This window comes from Eubacterium sp. An3 (genome assembly GCF_002159465.1).
Classification (GTDB): Bacteria; Bacillota; Clostridia; order Lachnospirales; family Lachnospiraceae; genus Anaerobutyricum; species Anaerobutyricum stercoris.
Genome location: NZ_NFIR01000003.1, coordinates 144,115 through 159,914 on the forward strand (window position 1 = coordinate 144,115; position 15,800 = coordinate 159,914).

The 15,800-nt window shown below is 46.2% G+C and carries 15 protein-coding genes; 1 reads left to right on the top strand and 14 read right to left on the bottom strand.

All coding sequences use genetic code 11. The features are described 5' to 3' along the window. Positions 1-2: 2 nt before the first annotated feature. From B5F87_RS04975 to B5F87_RS05005, 7 genes are all read right to left on the bottom strand, one after another. Positions 3-977 carry a TadE/TadG family type IV pilus assembly protein gene (locus B5F87_RS04975; protein WP_087277708.1) on the bottom strand — a complete coding sequence of 325 codons (975 nt, stop codon included), beginning with the start codon at positions 975-977 and terminating at the stop codon, positions 3-5. 37 nt (positions 978-1,014) lie between these two features. Next, on the bottom strand, positions 1,015-2,643 hold the full coding sequence (locus B5F87_RS04980; protein ID WP_087277711.1) for a DUF5702 domain-containing protein: 1,629 nt from the start codon (positions 2,641-2,643) through the stop codon (positions 1,015-1,017). Further along, positions 2,643-2,846, bottom strand: coding sequence for a Flp1 family type IVb pilin (locus tag B5F87_RS04985; RefSeq protein ID WP_087277713.1), 204 nt, complete (start codon positions 2,844-2,846; stop codon positions 2,643-2,645). The genes B5F87_RS04980 and B5F87_RS04985 overlap by 1 nt, the downstream gene beginning before the upstream one ends. A gap of 102 nt (positions 2,847-2,948) precedes the next feature. Next, entirely contained in the window at positions 2,949-4,328 is a 1,380-nt protein-coding gene (locus tag B5F87_RS04990) for a hypothetical protein (protein ID WP_087277716.1), read from the bottom strand. A gap of 27 nt (positions 4,329-4,355) precedes the next feature. Further along, entirely contained in the window at positions 4,356-5,096 is a 741-nt protein-coding gene (locus tag B5F87_RS04995; RefSeq protein ID WP_087277719.1) for a type II secretion system F family protein, read from the bottom strand. Then, a complete protein-coding gene (locus tag B5F87_RS05000; protein WP_087277722.1) occupies positions 5,074-6,324 on the bottom strand; it encodes an ATPase, T2SS/T4P/T4SS family in 1,251 nt (416 codons plus the stop codon). Before B5F87_RS05000 ends, B5F87_RS04995 begins: the two co-directional genes overlap by 23 nt. Next, on the bottom strand, positions 6,308-7,180 hold the full coding sequence (locus B5F87_RS05005) for a hypothetical protein (RefSeq protein WP_087277724.1): 873 nt from the start codon (positions 7,178-7,180) through the stop codon (positions 6,308-6,310). Before B5F87_RS05005 ends, B5F87_RS05000 begins: the two co-directional genes overlap by 17 nt. 184 nt (positions 7,181-7,364) lie before the next feature. Between B5F87_RS05005 and B5F87_RS05010 the strand changes: the two genes are divergently transcribed. Beyond that, positions 7,365-7,637 (top strand): pro-sigmaK processing inhibitor BofA family protein, encoded by a 273-nt coding sequence (locus B5F87_RS05010; protein WP_158096961.1) that lies wholly within the window; start codon positions 7,365-7,367, stop codon positions 7,635-7,637. Positions 7,638-7,660: 23 nt separating this feature from the next. Here the strand turns inward: B5F87_RS05010 and B5F87_RS05015 are convergent, their stop codons facing one another. The 7 genes from B5F87_RS05015 to B5F87_RS05045 form a co-directional block, all read right to left on the bottom strand. Continuing rightward, a complete protein-coding gene (locus B5F87_RS05015) occupies positions 7,661-8,566 on the bottom strand; it encodes a DUF1002 domain-containing protein (RefSeq protein WP_087277730.1) in 906 nt (301 codons plus the stop codon). 47 nt (positions 8,567-8,613) lie between these two features. Beyond that, positions 8,614-11,217 carry a YfhO family protein gene (locus B5F87_RS05020; protein WP_087277733.1) on the bottom strand — a complete coding sequence of 868 codons (2,604 nt, stop codon included), beginning with the start codon at positions 11,215-11,217 and terminating at the stop codon, positions 8,614-8,616. Between the two features lie 25 nt (positions 11,218-11,242). Next, positions 11,243-11,992, bottom strand: coding sequence for a glycosyltransferase family 2 protein (locus B5F87_RS05025; protein ID WP_087277736.1), 750 nt, complete (start codon positions 11,990-11,992; stop codon positions 11,243-11,245). Between the two features lie 9 nt (positions 11,993-12,001). Continuing rightward, a complete protein-coding gene (locus tag B5F87_RS05030) occupies positions 12,002-12,181 on the bottom strand; it encodes a hypothetical protein (protein WP_087277738.1) in 180 nt (59 codons plus the stop codon). A gap of 250 nt (positions 12,182-12,431) precedes the next feature. Continuing rightward, positions 12,432-13,691, bottom strand: coding sequence for a fibronectin type III domain-containing protein (locus tag B5F87_RS05035; protein ID WP_158096962.1), 1,260 nt, complete (start codon positions 13,689-13,691; stop codon positions 12,432-12,434). Positions 13,692-13,808: 117 nt separating this feature from the next. After that, entirely contained in the window at positions 13,809-15,107 is a 1,299-nt protein-coding gene (locus tag B5F87_RS05040; protein ID WP_087277744.1) for an ATP-binding protein, read from the bottom strand. Further along, a complete protein-coding gene (locus tag B5F87_RS05045) occupies positions 15,097-15,786 on the bottom strand; it encodes a hypothetical protein (protein WP_143405196.1) in 690 nt (229 codons plus the stop codon). Before B5F87_RS05045 ends, B5F87_RS05040 begins: the two co-directional genes overlap by 11 nt. Positions 15,787-15,800: the final 14 nt, after the last annotated feature.

Genomic DNA, 15,800 nt, shown 5'->3' on the forward strand with positions numbered 1-15,800 from the left:
TCTCATTTCTGCCCCGCCGCACATCGGCTGCACATCCTCATTCCCTCCGCTTCATCTCTGGGAATTGCTTTTACTGTTCTCTTTAAACCGCTGCAGCCCAGGGAAGAGTGATATTTATCTCCGTATCTGGTCACATAAAGAACAGAAGGAATTTTTCCATTATCCATACATTTATCACACGCCTGATATTTATCTTCCTGCAATATTTTTTTTACGCTGTCTCCGTCTATGCGAAGACAGATATGGCTGCAGGATAAACTGGTATGATATACGCTCCCATGTTCTGTCACATACACCACGTCCCCTCCATTGTTTCCTCCTGCCTCGCCGCCGTGTTCCACATACCCGCTGAAGACACGCTGTACTGCTTCCGCCTTCCCAGGAAAAGCATATTCTCCCAAAAAGGGAATTTCTATTTTGAGACGATAAGACGCGCGCACCCTGACAGCCGTTTCCTCTTCTCCCAGCAGGGACGCAGATAAAATTATACCGGCTCTTCCTCCATATATAGAAGTGTCATCTGACAAAGTATCCTCATACACAGAAGTAAAGATCATATGCAGACCGGCGTTCGTCAGCAGCATATCCGCCGCATCCTCTGCGGTATCTTGCATACTTGTTTTTTTCGTCCGTGCATCCGTCAGATCATCATTCCGGTTCGACGCCACATTATCCAGAGCCATTTTAACTGCATACATATCTGCTGTTCTTGACAGAGCGTACTGAATTTTAGCTTCTGTAAGAAGAAGATTACCCAGCATGAGCAGTCCAACAGCGGCGCACAGGAATAATGGCAGTGCCAGCGCGGTTTCCACTGTGGCGGTACCTTCACAGGAGACAAAACGGAGTGCTCCCTTTCTCTTTTGCAGCCATGCCTCGACTTGCGCTTGGAGAGACCGCATAAAAAAAATTATTATTTTATTTATAATAAGTACCGCATGGCGGGTATTGCTTTTGCCGTATCTTATCAGGAACACCCCGTTTCACCTCCTCCTGAATAAAACCTTCACACTCTCAATAGCTGTTCAGCCGATCCAGCTTTACTGTGAAACCTCCCGGACTGTTTTGTCCGGTACCTGGAAAAAAGTCGAACCATCCTCCACAGGAAAATTCAGACTCCCATCGAAATGCGAACAAACACTCTTTCATAAGGAACCCCGGTTCCTCCAGAGCCGTATTCAGCTGCATAATATCCATCATACGAAACAAAATACGATTTCTCTGCATTCTGGCCGACAGCAGCAATTTCAGATAGTCCGCATAATCCGCATTCACTCTGCCCTGCTTAACCGGCCCCTTATTGCGCAGAAGCGTGGCCGCATTTTCCAGGGTCAGATTCCAGGTAGATGCATCTTTTATTATGGGAACCTCGTCTCCCGCCAGGAGCGCATGAATATCCAGCATAGATTCACCAAACGTAACGGCGGCAGTGAGAAGTACCTGCACCGCCTTCCGGGCCTGTGGAAATCCAAGTATCCCAGTCAATGCGGCCGCTGCACTGCCAGACACAGTTTTCCATCTTGCATCCTGAGAGAGATAAATATAATTGGACAAAAAGCGAAAACAGAGTATCCGGTCTGCGACCGTCTTTAAATTATCCATATCCGATTCCTTTCCCGCAATCAGATACTCCACCTCATACAACAGTGCATTTCCTGAATCGATTCTTTTTCCCTCCGCCATCCTGCTGCCCTGCGCCGTCCCGTTTCCATTGTCATCCATGTAGTTTCTGAAGTTTTCCTCTATATATTCCAAAAGATAAAATTCATCGGTCAGAGCAGTTCCGTTCCACTCGTCCATCCGTATCTCTCCCAGCATCTTCTTCCACTCATCTACTTTCAGAAAAGATAAAACGCCCGTAAAATAATCTACCATATCATTTTCAGCCGACTGCAGACCGGAAGGAAGGCCGTCTGTGGAAATCGAGAGCTTTGATATTGCTCCCACATCATCCGCCGCATATACAAGGATTCCCGCCTGGGTAATATTTGTTAAAAGACTTTTTAATTCTTCCCACTTTACTCCGGTCTTTCCTCCTGTCTGCACATTCTGGCTGCCGCCGCTTTCTCCGGACTTTCCGGAAGAATTGTTACCGTCCGAATCGCCCGCATTCGCCGTATCACTTGTTTTTGCCTTTTCCGATTCCTCAATGGCCGCCTCCGCCTTATCCATGTCTGCCCGGGCCAGGGACGTCCCCGTTCCGGTATCAGAAGCGGAAGAAAAAAGCTTTTTGAGTTCTTCCCCTGCCTTTGTAACCTCCCGGTATTTCATCCACTCACGAATCTGATGTTTCAGATACAACCCATCCTCATCCACAGCCGTTTTCTCTTCCGTCACTTCCAGACTGTCACAGGAATAGCGGAAAAAACTCTCTTTTCCAGGACACATCGACAGATACTTCTTTCCATCACTTTCTATTAATCCCCGCTCTCTAGGATCCAGAAAAAAGATATGATATCTGTCAAAAAGATTCCTGTTATAATTAGCAAGGACATAATTTCCCGCACTTCTCATGGAATCTTCCGCCAGAGAAGATTCCATGAAACTGTACATACCTTCAAGCACACATAAAGTCAGACCAAGCAGTACAAAAAATATTAACGAGAGAAAAACGGTAATCTGTCCTTCTTCCTGTCTGAGCATCAGCGTATCTTTCCCGCATTGGTTTCAATGGTGGAAAAAATCGTGGATACCACGCTTTTAATATTTGTCTGGAAGATGATAACAAGACCGATCAGCACAACTATAATCAAGATCACTTCAACAACGCCCATTCCGTCTTCCGCTGTCAATGCTCTGCGAAGACGATTTCTGAAACAGATACATGCATTTTTCAAAGCTGCCATAACAATCCCTCCCACTGTTTTTGACGTTTTTATGCTCCTGTCATGTCGTTTTATTCCATTTCCTGCACTCATATTGTTTTTATCATTTCTGTGGTGCTGCTGTCAGAATCCCCGGAAACGTACAATGGCCGGAAACATCACAAGCAGCATGACCATTCCAAGAAGTACTATCATGGGAAATAAAAGCTTCGTAGAAGCCTCCTCCCCCTCTTTCTTTGCCTGATCCATCCTCTGGCGAAACGCTTCCTGTTCCATATGGCTCATTAATGTTCTTCCTTCTTTCGTTCCCTTTGCCATCACCTGCAGCAGCGTCAGGGAAAGCTTTTGATAGGCCGGTTCTTTAAATCTTTTCCCCCACTGCATACATGCTTCCTGCTGCCCTTCCCCCAGTTTCATACAGGTATCCATATGAAGGATCTCCTCAAAGGCATAGGTTCTTTTTCTATCTGTACGGGACATATAATCCACACTGATTCTATGCACCGCCGACGGGAAGGAAAGGCCAGCTCCCATATACAGCGCCAGCAGATGAACAATCACCGGAAAATCCCGAAGAGTTTCCTTTCTGCACAGCTTTTCCCCGTTTTTCAGCTCTGACACATTGCGCAGCAACAGCAACAAAAGAATTGCCATACCAAACAGCAGCAGGGCGGCCGGAGATATCCTCTGCTTTCTTCCGGCACTGACTCCATCGGAGAGTGACGGCACAGTATAAGTTTTCTCCCCTCTTGTTTCTTTTTCGGTTCTTCTCAGAACTTCCATCGCTTTTGAAAAAGGAGTCGCCTTCTGCGCTTTCTCCTGCGCTTTAAACTGTACTTTATACTCCTTGCGCCAAACATACATATCATATTCCGCCGTAACCGCCACTCTGGTACTTAATTTCTCCTGCCCCCTCAGGGAACGGCTTTTCTCTCCCAGACTGCCGTCAATATGCAGATACTCGGTGTTCTGGGGCTCATACGAGATATAAAATGGCCAGCCTGGCAGTTCTTCCTCAAAACAGAGCTTTTGATTGACCTGCTGTAAGGAATCATTCGCTCCGGCCATCTGCACTGCCAGCTCATGAAAAAAGTCTTTCCTCAGCACTTTTTCTTCTTTGCGCGACAATTTCTGTTCTCCCAGAGTCAGGGAATATTCTTTCTGTTGTTTTTCTTTATTCAGTATAACGGAAATCTCCTTGTCCCCTTCCCCAAAACCGTTTCTCTCAAAAATCAGAGTCCCCGGCTCCATAAGATGATAAACCAGCAGACTGCCAAGCAGCACCGTAAGCAGAGCCATTCCCCAGAAAATCAGCATCCCTTCTCCGATGAGAAACTCTTCTGCTCTCCGTTCCGTCTGCTCTTCCGTCTCCGCGTACTGCCCCTCTATTCTTCTTTTCACAGCGTCAGTCAAACGCCGCCGTATAGAAAAAGGAACTTTTATAAACATGACCTCCGCAGGCTTCCTCACAATCCTTCTGCTTTTTTTATTTCTGTCTGCCATACTTTTCCGGACTGCTGACCCGGGATGTCACAGTTCCACTGCCATGATCTTCTCCGTCCAGAAATAACACAGCACCGTACCTGCAATTACGGATGTCATAAGCAGATTCCCCACCGGGATACTGTAAAGACTATCTACATATCCCGGATTGGCCAGGCGCAGATACAGCAGAACTCCAAACGGCATGAAGAGCATGATATTCTTCTCAAAGATACGTCCGCTGAGACTGACCTGAAGTTCTTCCGCCACTTCCATCTTATTCTGGAGATGTTCCATAGAATTCTTCAGAATATCTACCACGTTGCCTCCGGTGCTCTTTGCTATGTGCAGTACGACAGCGAACTCATAAATCTCTTCTGTCTGCGATTCCTGCGCGTACTCCATAAACATCTGTTCCACCGGACGGTTAAGCTCAATTCCTCTGACAATCCGCTGCAGCTGCTCAACTGTCGGATGATTCCCGGAACGATACAAATCCGAAATCTCACGCAGAGAAGTCCGGCATGCATTCTCCAGGGAATATCCCGCCTGCAGGGAAGTCATCAGCGACTGCAGTACTTCCCGAAATCCTGCGATATGCTGCAGCTTCCGGCGCTTCCTCCTCTTACCTTTCAGCACTTTATGTACCGGAAGCAGAAGAATCTGCAGCGGCAGTATCCAGATAAAACTGTCATAACCGATCACCGCCAGCAAAATGATGATACCTTCTCCCGCCATAACGGAAAAAAATAACTCTTTCCAGCGCTCACTGTATATCATATCCCGCATCAAACACCTCCATGGCCTGCAGATATGCCTGCATCTGTCCGTAATCTTTTAACCGTTCCACCCGGGCCAGCCTGCCCTTTGCCACAAGCCTCCCTTCTTCATATCTTTCCCCTCTTTCATAAAGGAACAGGGGATTCAACTGATATTCCTTCCCATCAAAATCAAGTAGTTCATACATCTCCAGAATCTTTCGCTGCCCTGTGGACAGACGCCCCAGATGAATCAGAATATCCATAGCCGAAGCTATGAGCCCCTGTACAGCCCGCAGAGGAATGTCCATACCCATAAGAACCATCGTCTCCAGACGGCGGAGTGCGTTTCTGCAGGAGCTGCCATGTATCGTAGATAATCCACTGTGTCCGGTGGAAGCGGCATTGAGAAGGGCACCGGCTTCCTCTCCTCTAACCTCACCTACGATGATCCGGGTTGGACGCATGCGGAGACTCGCCTTGATCAGATCGTTCATTGTAATAGCGTTGGCCCCTTCCATATTGGCATTGCGGGTCTCCAGCCGCACCAGATTATCCACATGATAAAACTGCAGCTCCGCAGAATCTTCGATGGTGATAATCCGTTCATCAGGCAGAAGATATTCAGCCAGCGCGTTCAGCAGGGAAGACTTCCCCGAATTAGTTGCGCCGCTGATTAGAATACTGTATCTTCCTCTCACCAAACAGGCGAGCACTGCCGCCAGTTCCGGAGGAAACTCCCCGCAGTCCATCAAATGCTTCATGGTCATGCCTCCTTTTTTAAACTTCCGGATGGTTATCACCGGTCCTTCCAGGGAAACCGGCGGCAGCACGACATGCACCCGGGAACCATCGGGAAGTCTTCCGTCCACCATAGGCACCGATTCATTAACCAGGCGGTTCAGCGGAGCCGTCATCTGATCAATAAGACGATATACATCCTCTTCTGAGCAAAAACTCCTGTCTGTCTTCTTAAGGATTCCATCCTGTTCCACAAAAATCTTCGAAGCTCCGATAACCATGATCTCGGTCACTGTATCATCCCGCAGATATTCTTCAAGAACATCGTAACCCCGTATGGAATGAAAAAGCTGCTCCCGCAGTTCCCTTTTTTCCAGAAGTGTTCCGTACTGACTATGTCCCTCCTGAAGAATAGTCTGATCAATGGCATGATAAATGTCTTCATCTGTTGTCCGGATACTGCCGTTAAGTCTTTCCAGCACCTCCCGGCGAAGCTTCTGCTTACTGAACGGCTGCATCCAACAGATCCTCCCGGTATTTCCTCTCATATACACCCTGAAAACGTCGGCTCTCAGACTGCAGTGCCTGTTCCAAAAAACCACAGCAGGCATGCTGCCGCTCATTGTTTCTGGAATCAATGAGGACAAACCGGTCAAACAGCATATTCAGGGAAATCTGTGTAAAAATTCCGCTGCCAAGTCCCACATAAATATCTCCATATTCTCCACTGTCCTTCAGGCATTGGAAAAACCACTGATACTCCTCCGGCGTCAATTCCAGCAGATCCAGACTCAGATCCGGAGAATCCACATACCAGATACCGTCCGCTTCTCTTGCCGTCTCCTTCACACGGCCGGCTATCTCTCTGTTCTTCAATCCGATAAAATAACATAAATCACCCATGTTTCCTCCTCCGCTGGTCAGGCTTCCGACATCTTCCATCCCCAGATACAGATCTCCCTGCTTCATTCCGGCAGATGCGATCTTGTCCAGCTCCGGTTCAAACACCGGTGAATACAGCGCCGTCACCGTGCAGTTGATTCCCCCTCCTCGGGAATCTCCGGCGGCGCCATTCTGTCTTTCTTCAATCATCTGAATCAATTCTTCCGGAGGATGATACCTGCAAAAGCTCCCTTCTCTCTCCTCATTGGTAAGAAGAATGCATCTGTCTGCAATATAGGGCGGCAGTTCCTCCTGCATACAATGAAAAAAATGTTCATCCAGCAGGTAACAATCCGCTTTCTCCTCTGATGCCCGGAGAGTCTCCGGCCTGGTAAAACTGTGCAGCCGGAGGGAACCTGTCCAGTGTGTTTCCAGATATTTTCTCAGACGGCATCCATATTCCCCTTCCTCTCCGATTATCATAGTAAACATAAGCTGCCTCCTTCTCCTTTCCTCCATTATTCTTTGTTATCCCATCCACACTATACCATAAATATCATTTCTTGTCTATTAGTATTTTACATTTTTTCTAAATTTTTACATTTTCAAAGATTGCTGAGAGAATAATTATTTCTTCTCCGCATAGTATGTACAAATAATGAGCAGGACCTTTTTCATGAATCAGAATCAGATTATTATTCTATTATCCACAGCCGCTCTGACAATTTACCTGATTTCCTACATCAGAAAAAGACCCGCGGCGCTTCTCTCCTTTTTGGGAAGAGGCGCTGCGGGCCTGTCTTACATTTATCTGTTTAATTCTTTCTGCATCGCCAGAGGAATCGCCACTCATCTGGGCATCAACCTGATCACTTTCGGGCTGTCTGCCTTTCTCGGAATCCCCGGCGTACTTCTTGCCTATGGAGTAAATCTGCTGCGTTTTCTGTAAAAACGTTTCATATTCTCATCGTCTTACTCTGTGGTGGCCTCCGGAGCGGAACTGTCCTGTCCGATTCCAAAGAAACTGAGAATCCTTGAGAAGAAATCTTTGATAGTCTGCCAGATTCCTTCTGTATTGAGATTCAACTTGCTGAGCTCGTCATAAATGTTGGCAGCCTGCTCACGCAGCTTATCCACATTTAAATCCAGATTGCTGATCTTCTCCATCAGCTCGGCAATCTGCTGACGCTGCTCTTCAGTCAGCTCAATCTGCAGCTGTTCCTCGCAGTCCTGCACAACCTGTGTGATATCTTCCACACTGCTGATGTCAGCGGAAACGACTTCCTCTTTTACAAGTGCCAGAAATTGCTCCGCTTTCTGTGAATCATCCAATGCGGAAGCCAGTTCACTGGTGACTACCAGTTCGTTGGTAGCCGCATCCTTACTTTCCTCCGTAATATTTTCTCCTGTCATATCCTCATAAGCAGTCATAGCTCCTACCAGTGCCGCCGTTCCCGTAATATTGAACGGTCCGGCAACTACCACGTCGGCGTCAGCGATACCCGCCGTGGACAATGCGTTTTCGTACATTCCTTCCGTACAGTAGGTGATGTTTTTGGTAGTGACATTGATTCCGCTCCCTTCCCCCGTCTTCTCAATGAGAACCGAAGAAAGAGCCCGGCTTCCGATGACCGATGCGCTGAGATAATCATCCAGATACTCGTGTTCATCCGCATTTGTAATCTGCACTACTGTATAGTTGTCAAGCTCTGACTCATTTACTCCCAGAAGCCGAAGAACTGTCTGGCGTTCCTGTTTATTCAAATCTGCTCCCAGCGAAAGGTACGGCTGATCAACTCCATCCGCCAGAACCGGCATCTGGCACAGCATGATCCCTGCCATAGCCAGGGCTGATATTCTCATTATTTTTCTCTTCATACTAAAACCTCCTACTAAAATATCCCGTCTCCGTTTGTCCGATTGTATCACAGATTGGCAAGCTCATCATCTGTAGGTATTTCTTCATTTTTTCGCAGTTCCCATTCCTGTCTCTTTCTGCGGATTACAGGAGCACAGATACATATGAGAATATAAATACCAAAACAGAGCAGAGATATTTTCCATCCTGCCGAAAATCCGGACGGCGTGAATGTCAGCGATATATGATGTTCGCCCGGCGTCAGGGAAACTGCCAGAAACGCGCTGCCGATCTTCTCCGTATCCGCCGGTTTGCCATCCACCAGCACTTCCCATCCGTCATCATACGGAACCGACAAAAACAGTTTCTGATTTTCTCCCGCACTGACCGTTCCGGAAATATACCGGTCGGTCATTTCGTCTATCTGAAAAGCCCTGGAAGTCATGATTTTTACCAGACTTTCATACAATGTGGCATTAAAATCTGCCGCGGACAGCCGGACATATCCCGTTGGCGTCTCGCCTTTCAGCTCAAACTTTACCGTCACAACGCTGCCTTCTTCCACCTGACCCACTGGCAGCATATAACTATCAAGGTCTCCCTGCTTTACAACGCTGCCGTTGATGGAAATCTCCGCATTTTCCACCTGTGTACCGTCATAAAAAATGTACAGATCATCCATATCCTTCTCAACAGGAATACTGAAGACCATATTATCTTCGAATGATTCTTCATATTCAAAATAATATTCCCCATCGTTGGTCCTGGATGCCGTACAGCCATTGACCGCAGGATCCGGAATCTCCAGCCCTTCAAAAATATCGTAAATCCCCCAGCCGTAGGCACAGAGCTCATTCTGCACCCTGAACGGGTAGGCGCTCTCATAAAACCAGTTGTCAATATCATTATTTATCATATACCCTATGGACATTCCCCGGGTCGTATTTTCATATACGTCAAAATCTCCAAAAGTATCTTTGTAAGCAAAATCTGTATTCATCTGATCTTCCGGATGATAGTAAATGTACCGCACATTCAGCAGCAGATTGGTCACCGGCGTCCCTCCCTGATACAGATATTCATTGGCTCCTGTATAAAATCCAAGAGAATCCATGATTTTCACCATACCGTCGGCAGCGGTGGATCCGAACAGCCCCACTGCATTGAGCCGATACCATGCATTTTCATTGACCATTTTAGCATCTGCCAGTTCGCTTCTGTAAAAAGTACCATCATCCAGAGCGTCCACTGCCTCTTCCATATCTTCCGTACCGGAAAAAAACTTAGGTACGCTGATCTGTCCGATATAATCAAACCCCAGCACTGCCGTCACACACAGCTCCGCTACAGCTACTGCACTAAAGGCCGTCACATGCCATTTCCTGTGTCTTTTGTCAAAGCTCATCACAAACAGAATGAGGCCGTAAAGCAGCATCAGCATTCCCGCTGCGCCGTATATGCCGTCATCCAGCGGGGATTCCGCCCATTTCCTGCTGACGAAAAGCAGCCCCACACCCACGAGACAGCTGAGGACCACCTGCCAGTTTTTTATACAATCCCTGTGCTCCATTACCTCAAAGAGCATGCAAAGCAGCACAAAACCGAACAAAAATGAAAATCGGTTAGGGATGCCGTATTGATTGTGAAAACCATGCCAGATAAAGTTGAGAATATCCTCACTGAAACTCAGATAGAATAACACCAGCAGCAGTCCCTTTTTCAATTTATCCAGCAGACGGATTTCCCGGTTAAAAAGATAAAGAACCACGGCAAAAACAGCAAACATGCCGATGTACAAATTAGCATTTCCATCAAAATTATCATGACTTACGGGATGTGCCATATCAAATTGCCTGGTGAGCAAGTCAGCAAATCCTGTCTGCCAGGCATGCTCCGGAAGCCCCATATCCGTACCTGACGCTGTCTGCCGGATACCGAGGTATGCCGGAATCAGCAGAATCGCCGCCATCCCCGCTGACAGCAGTGAATAAAAGGCAAAAGCAATTCCCCGGAAAAAGAACTGCCGGACACTTCGGAAAGAATAAAAGAGATACCAGATCACGGCAAAAATGCATATCATAAATGCAATATAGTAATTACAGTACAGCGCATAAAATAATGCCGCTCCATACAGTCTTCCATCTTTCTTATCAATAAGACGCTCAATTCCCAATATTACAATCGGAAAAATCATTACCGCATCCAGCCACATCACATTCCAGCAGTAGCCCACCATATAACTGTTCAGCGCATAGGCAGCAGAGCAGACCAGTACCGTAACTCCAGGCTTTTTCGTTTTGGATGAAAAATAAATGCCTGCCGTCAGCCCGGACAGTGCAATTTTCAACACGATCAACAGACTGACCGCCATATTTAACTGCGTCTTATCAAAAAGCAAAATAAAAAAATTCAGCGGGCTGGACAGATAATAGGAAAACAGGGACAAAAAATTGATCCCCAGCCCTGCCCGGAAGCTGTAAAACAGACTTCCTCCTTCCTGCAGCTTATCATACAGTATCGAAAAGAACGGCATGTATTGATGCAGACCGTCAATGATCAGAAAAGAGTTATTTCCAAAAGGCTCCACCTGAAAAATCGCCACACAGGCGATCATTACCGCCAGAGGGATACAGAAGGACAGTAATAAAAGATATTTCTTTTTGATTTCCATGTTTGTCTCCTTACGATGTCTTCTTTCATGAATCAGTTTCTGAATTTTGCGGCTCAAAATATTTTTTCACTCTCTTTTTTAAAAGAAGCAGGCACCAAAGTATATTCATTCGTTTTTTTATCATAAACAAGAGACTTCCATGACGGAGCTCCGTGACGTTGCCTCCGTGCCTCCGGTATCCGATCAATGGTTCTCTCAGCAGTCCCACGCCTCCGCAAAGTTCTGCTGCCGTTCCAATCCAGTAATCATGCATATACATTTTCTCCGGTATGGGAAGAAGCACGGGAATCAGTTCCTTTCGAAAAGCCAGACAACATCCCACGTAACTGTTTTTAACGAGATTTTTCAAAATACCGCTCCGGCTTCCGCGCATCTCAAACATTGTTTTTTGATCTGTCATCCTCCCCTTCTCATCCACAATCTCCGCATTATGAAGAATCGCATCTGCACCGGACCGCCGGAAAGCCTTTATGACCTTTTCCACTTTGCCTTCTTTCCAGATGTCATCCTGATCGGAAAGAAAAATAATATCACCGTCACAATGTGCAATTGCATTTTCAAAATTCTTCACCACCCCCTGCGCCGGTCCTGCCAGAAGATGAATCCGGGAATCATCCTGCGCCCAACGTTCCAGCAGCTCCCCGGAACCGTCCGATGCCGCGTCCACCGACACGATGACCTCATCCCCGCTTCCCAGCTGTTCCAAAATGGACGTGAGCTGTTCCTGTATATATTCTCCGCCATTATAGTAGGCCATGGCTACTGATACTTTCATTATGCCCTCCTATAAAATGATATCATCTTCTTCTTTCTTTCTCTGCGCCGCCAGAATCCGCTTCCGCTCTTCTTCTGACAGATTTTCATCCTGAAGAAGTTTATCATAATTTTTTGTACTTCTTGTTAAATTGTTTCCCAAAAAGATTTTTTCCACCTGACTGTCCATTCTCCCTATGACAACTCCCATAACACCCTCCTTATATCCAAATATTTCGATTTATTTCACACTTTGTTCAAAAACAGTTCAAAATCAGGACATACTTTTTTATTATACTACAGTCAGCAACAAAGAAATCCCTCTATTTCTTGTGGCTAAAGATTTTTTTCATATTTTGAAGCCCATAGGTTAAGGCATATGGGCTTCCTCCTTTTTTAAGTGCTAACCCCCGGTAAATTTCCGTTTACCGGGGGTTGTTCATTTCTGAAAACATTTCAAGTTATCTGGTCTTGATTTTCAAAACGTTGGACCATTCTGAATAATATGTCATGCCGGCCGCTTTCTTATAAGTACGCACTCTCACAAAATATTTTTTCTTTGATTTGAGATTCTTAAATGTATATTTCTTTGTTCCCTTTTTTACCTTAACCTTCTTCACGTTGGAAGAAAAATCTTTCTTTGTGGAACACATAACAACATATCCGGTAACCTGTTTTTCCTTTTCCGCCCACTTCGCTTTGATCTGCTTCTTACCCTTCACAAGCTTTTTCAGCTTGGTTTCCTGAGGGCGGATCTTGAAACTCATGATCCTTGATCCTGTGAAATTGCCTTTGCCGATGACCATAACGTTCGCTACGCCAACCTTTTTGTTATCCACGTAGCTGATCGTATAATCCGTACCTTCCGTCAGTATCCTTTTTCCCAGCACCGCATTCTGTTTACCGGTAACCGTAAAGGTAAATTCCACTTTCGGAGTCAGGGTCTTTCCAGTATAGGTGTAGGTTTTATCCGAAAGGTTCGGTGTGTACGGCAGGTCGTAAATATTCTTCGCAGATATCTCAAAAGTCATCGTTCTCTCTCCGGTATAGTTCCCGATGCCCTTTACTGTGGCGGAAGCCGTTCCCACATTTTCATTATTCACATAATCTTTCACCCGGTAATCTTTGCCGCGCTCCAGCTTTAAATCATTATAATACATATTTACATCGGCATTAATCGGACTGCCCCGGTATACCTTGTCTTTGCCTTCCATCTGCAGGTCGGTGATGTCTTTTGGGTTGATGACAAATGTAAGCGTTACTTCCCCTGTGTATTTCTCAGTATCCTTAGGGGTAATTGTCACTGTTGCAGGTTTTTCCGCTGTCCCTGCATTAATATTGTTGTCGTAGGTCAGTGTATAGTTTACATCTTTTACCCATGTTTTAGTAGTATCCGATGTATCTCCGGTCCGGCCGTTATTTGTTCCCGGCGTCTGTGTTTCATCGCCACTATCCGGTGTGATGGTTTCAACAACTTCAACCTCCGGTGTAATCGCGCTTCCAGTATATGTATATTCTTTATCTTCTACAAAAGAAATACTGAAATTATCTCCGGAAATATCAATCTTCTCCGTAGTTTCCGAATCCCCCGGTGTCGTCGTCTCCGTACCGGTGCCGCCGGACGTTTCCGCCGCCTTCACGGAATAACCCGCCATGCCGCAGGCAAGAACCCCTGCTGCCAGCAATACAAAAAGTCTGCTTTTCCATTGCAATCGCATCATACATACCTCCTTTTCTTTGATTCCAGCCTTGTTTCCACAAGTTCTGGATGATTTTGTAACTTTTCTGTAACATTTTACCATGAAAATGTGGTGCGAAAATGTAATTTCTGTTCTTCTTTACATTTGTCCAGCCAGATAACTGATAAACTGCTGTGCGGTCCTGCCGGAAGTCCCCCCGTGGGACAGCTCCCATTTGTTGGCCTGGGCGCAGAGTTCTTCGTCAGACAGAGTAATCTGCGGATATTTCTTCGCCAGATTGCGGACAATCTCGAAGTATTCCTTCTGGGACGGTTTGGAGAAGTTGATGGTAATTCCAAACCGGTATACCAGAGACAATTTCTCCTGCATGGTATCGGAACGGTGCAGTTCCTGATCCATGTCAGAACGGTCGTTCCAGGTCTCCCGAATCAGGTGACGGCGGTTGGACGTAGCGTAGATGAGCACATTGTCCGGCCTTGTCTCCATACCGCCCTCGATAACCGCCTTGAGATATTTGTACTCAATCTCAAATTCCTCGAAGGACAGGTCGTCCATGTAAATGACAAAACGATAGTTGCGGTTCTTCACATGACTGATAACCTGGGACAGATATTTAAATTGATGTTTGTAGATCTCTATCATTCGCAGACCCCGGTCATAGTATTCATTTAAAATCGCTTTAATGCTGGTGGATTTACCTGTTCCGGCATCTCCATAAAGCAGACAATTATTCGCCTCTCTCCCATTGACAAAAGCTTCCGTATTATCAATGAGTTTCTTTTTCTGAATCTCATATCCGGTGAGATCATCAAGGACCACTTTATCCAGATTATTGATCGGCACAAAATCCGGTTCGCCATTCTTCTCCACAATACGGAAAGCTTTATTCAGCCCAAACATTCCCACGCCGTATTTTTTGTAGAAAGTCACCACTGCATCAAAAAACTGCTCCACATTTTCTGCCGCGGCCAGCTCATCTGAGAGCGCTCTGACCTTCTCGCTGACATTTTTATTGTACATGCGCTCCTGCTTGACAACCGCCTTATATTCAAGCAGGGTGGAGAAACAGTCGATACCCAGTGTTTCTTCTATCGGACGGAAATCATAATGGAACAGGTTCATAAACGCCTGAAAATCATTCCGTGCAAAATGATTGACTGTCCCGTCATTGGCTCCCACTTTTTCACAGGTAAGGCTGAAGGAATTCTCATTGGTCACCAGCACAAAGGTCAGATAATTGTGCCAGAGATTCTTGTCAAAACCGTAAGTAGTCGCCAGATCGAGAATTGCTTTTACCTCTCTGTAAATATCTGTAATCAGTTCCTCGCTGCGATAATGACAGCTGTCAAAGCGTTTAAATATCTCAGAGAGCCTCCGCAGAATACTGTCTTCTCCCAGATTTCTATATAAAATCAGCTTCGATACTTCACGATACATGTTCCGGATCCTCCTCTTTTAAAATGTCATCAAGCATCCCGTCTACATTCATGCTGTCAAGCTGGGAGGCGAACTGCTTTTTCATCTCGTCAATCTTATTCTGTGCGCTGTCCCGGTCTCCGTCAAAGGCAGTGTATCCTTCATAATCGGCTATGGACGGCTTTCCGTCTTCCCGCTTTCTGCCGGAGAAAAGCTCCAGCCCCGGGAAGGAATGGCGCGGTTTATCCTCATCGTGGATATTTCCGTTTCTGATGTCCTCCAGGGTTACCAGTCCCGGGAACGCGTGCTTCGGCCGGTAATCCGGCATATTGAACACCTCAAAGCAGTCCAGGATATTCACGTCCGTCAGATCTTCCGGTATTCCGTCTTTCAGATATTTTGGAAAATGCTCTTTATAAAATTCATAAATGACCTGTTTTACTTCCGGTCGTTTCAAATCCGCCGGCATCCGCTCGTCGTTGACATAAAAATAATATCGGTCCACGTAAGGAAGAATCCTTTCCTCCGCCGTGATCGTGGTGATTTCCGGCACATTTTCATAATGCACTTCTTTCTCCCGGTAGGTAGACTTTCCCTTTTTCGTCTGGGTGATCCCCTCCATTTTATATTTGTCCATCTCAAAGAACAGACTTTTCAGCAATGAAAATTCAAACATTGTTTTCCCCTTTCTTTCTGCCACCGGATTTTTCTCCG

Coding starts and splice junctions, on each gene's coding strand:
- B5F87_RS04980 (WP_087277711.1), bottom strand. CDS start 2,643: ATGCTCAGACAGGAAGAAGGACAGATTACCGTTTTTCTCTCGTTAATA.
- B5F87_RS04985 (WP_087277713.1), bottom strand. CDS start 2,846: ATGGCAGCTTTGAAAAATGCATGTATCTGTTTCAGAAATCGTCTTCGC.
- B5F87_RS04990 (WP_087277716.1), bottom strand. CDS start 4,328: ATGGCAGACAGAAATAAAAAAAGCAGAAGGATTGTGAGGAAGCCTGCG.
- B5F87_RS04995 (WP_087277719.1), bottom strand. CDS start 5,096: ATGCGGGATATGATATACAGTGAGCGCTGGAAAGAGTTATTTTTTTCC.
- B5F87_RS05000 (WP_087277722.1), bottom strand. CDS start 6,324: ATGCAGCCGTTCAGTAAGCAGAAGCTTCGCCGGGAGGTGCTGGAAAGA.
- B5F87_RS05005 (WP_087277724.1), bottom strand. CDS start 7,180: ATGTTTACTATGATAATCGGAGAGGAAGGGGAATATGGATGCCGTCTG.
- B5F87_RS05010 (WP_158096961.1), top strand. CDS start 7,365: ATGAATCAGAATCAGATTATTATTCTATTATCCACAGCCGCTCTGACA.
- B5F87_RS05015 (WP_087277730.1), bottom strand. CDS start 8,566: ATGAAGAGAAAAATAATGAGAATATCAGCCCTGGCTATGGCAGGGATC.
- B5F87_RS05020 (WP_087277733.1), bottom strand. CDS start 11,217: ATGGAAATCAAAAAGAAATATCTTTTATTACTGTCCTTCTGTATCCCT.
- B5F87_RS05025 (WP_087277736.1), bottom strand. CDS start 11,992: ATGAAAGTATCAGTAGCCATGGCCTACTATAATGGCGGAGAATATATA.
- B5F87_RS05030 (WP_087277738.1), bottom strand. CDS start 12,181: ATGGGAGTTGTCATAGGGAGAATGGACAGTCAGGTGGAAAAAATCTTT.
- B5F87_RS05035 (WP_158096962.1), bottom strand. CDS start 13,691: ATGATGCGATTGCAATGGAAAAGCAGACTTTTTGTATTGCTGGCAGCA.
- B5F87_RS05040 (WP_087277744.1), bottom strand. CDS start 15,107: ATGTATCGTGAAGTATCGAAGCTGATTTTATATAGAAATCTGGGAGAA.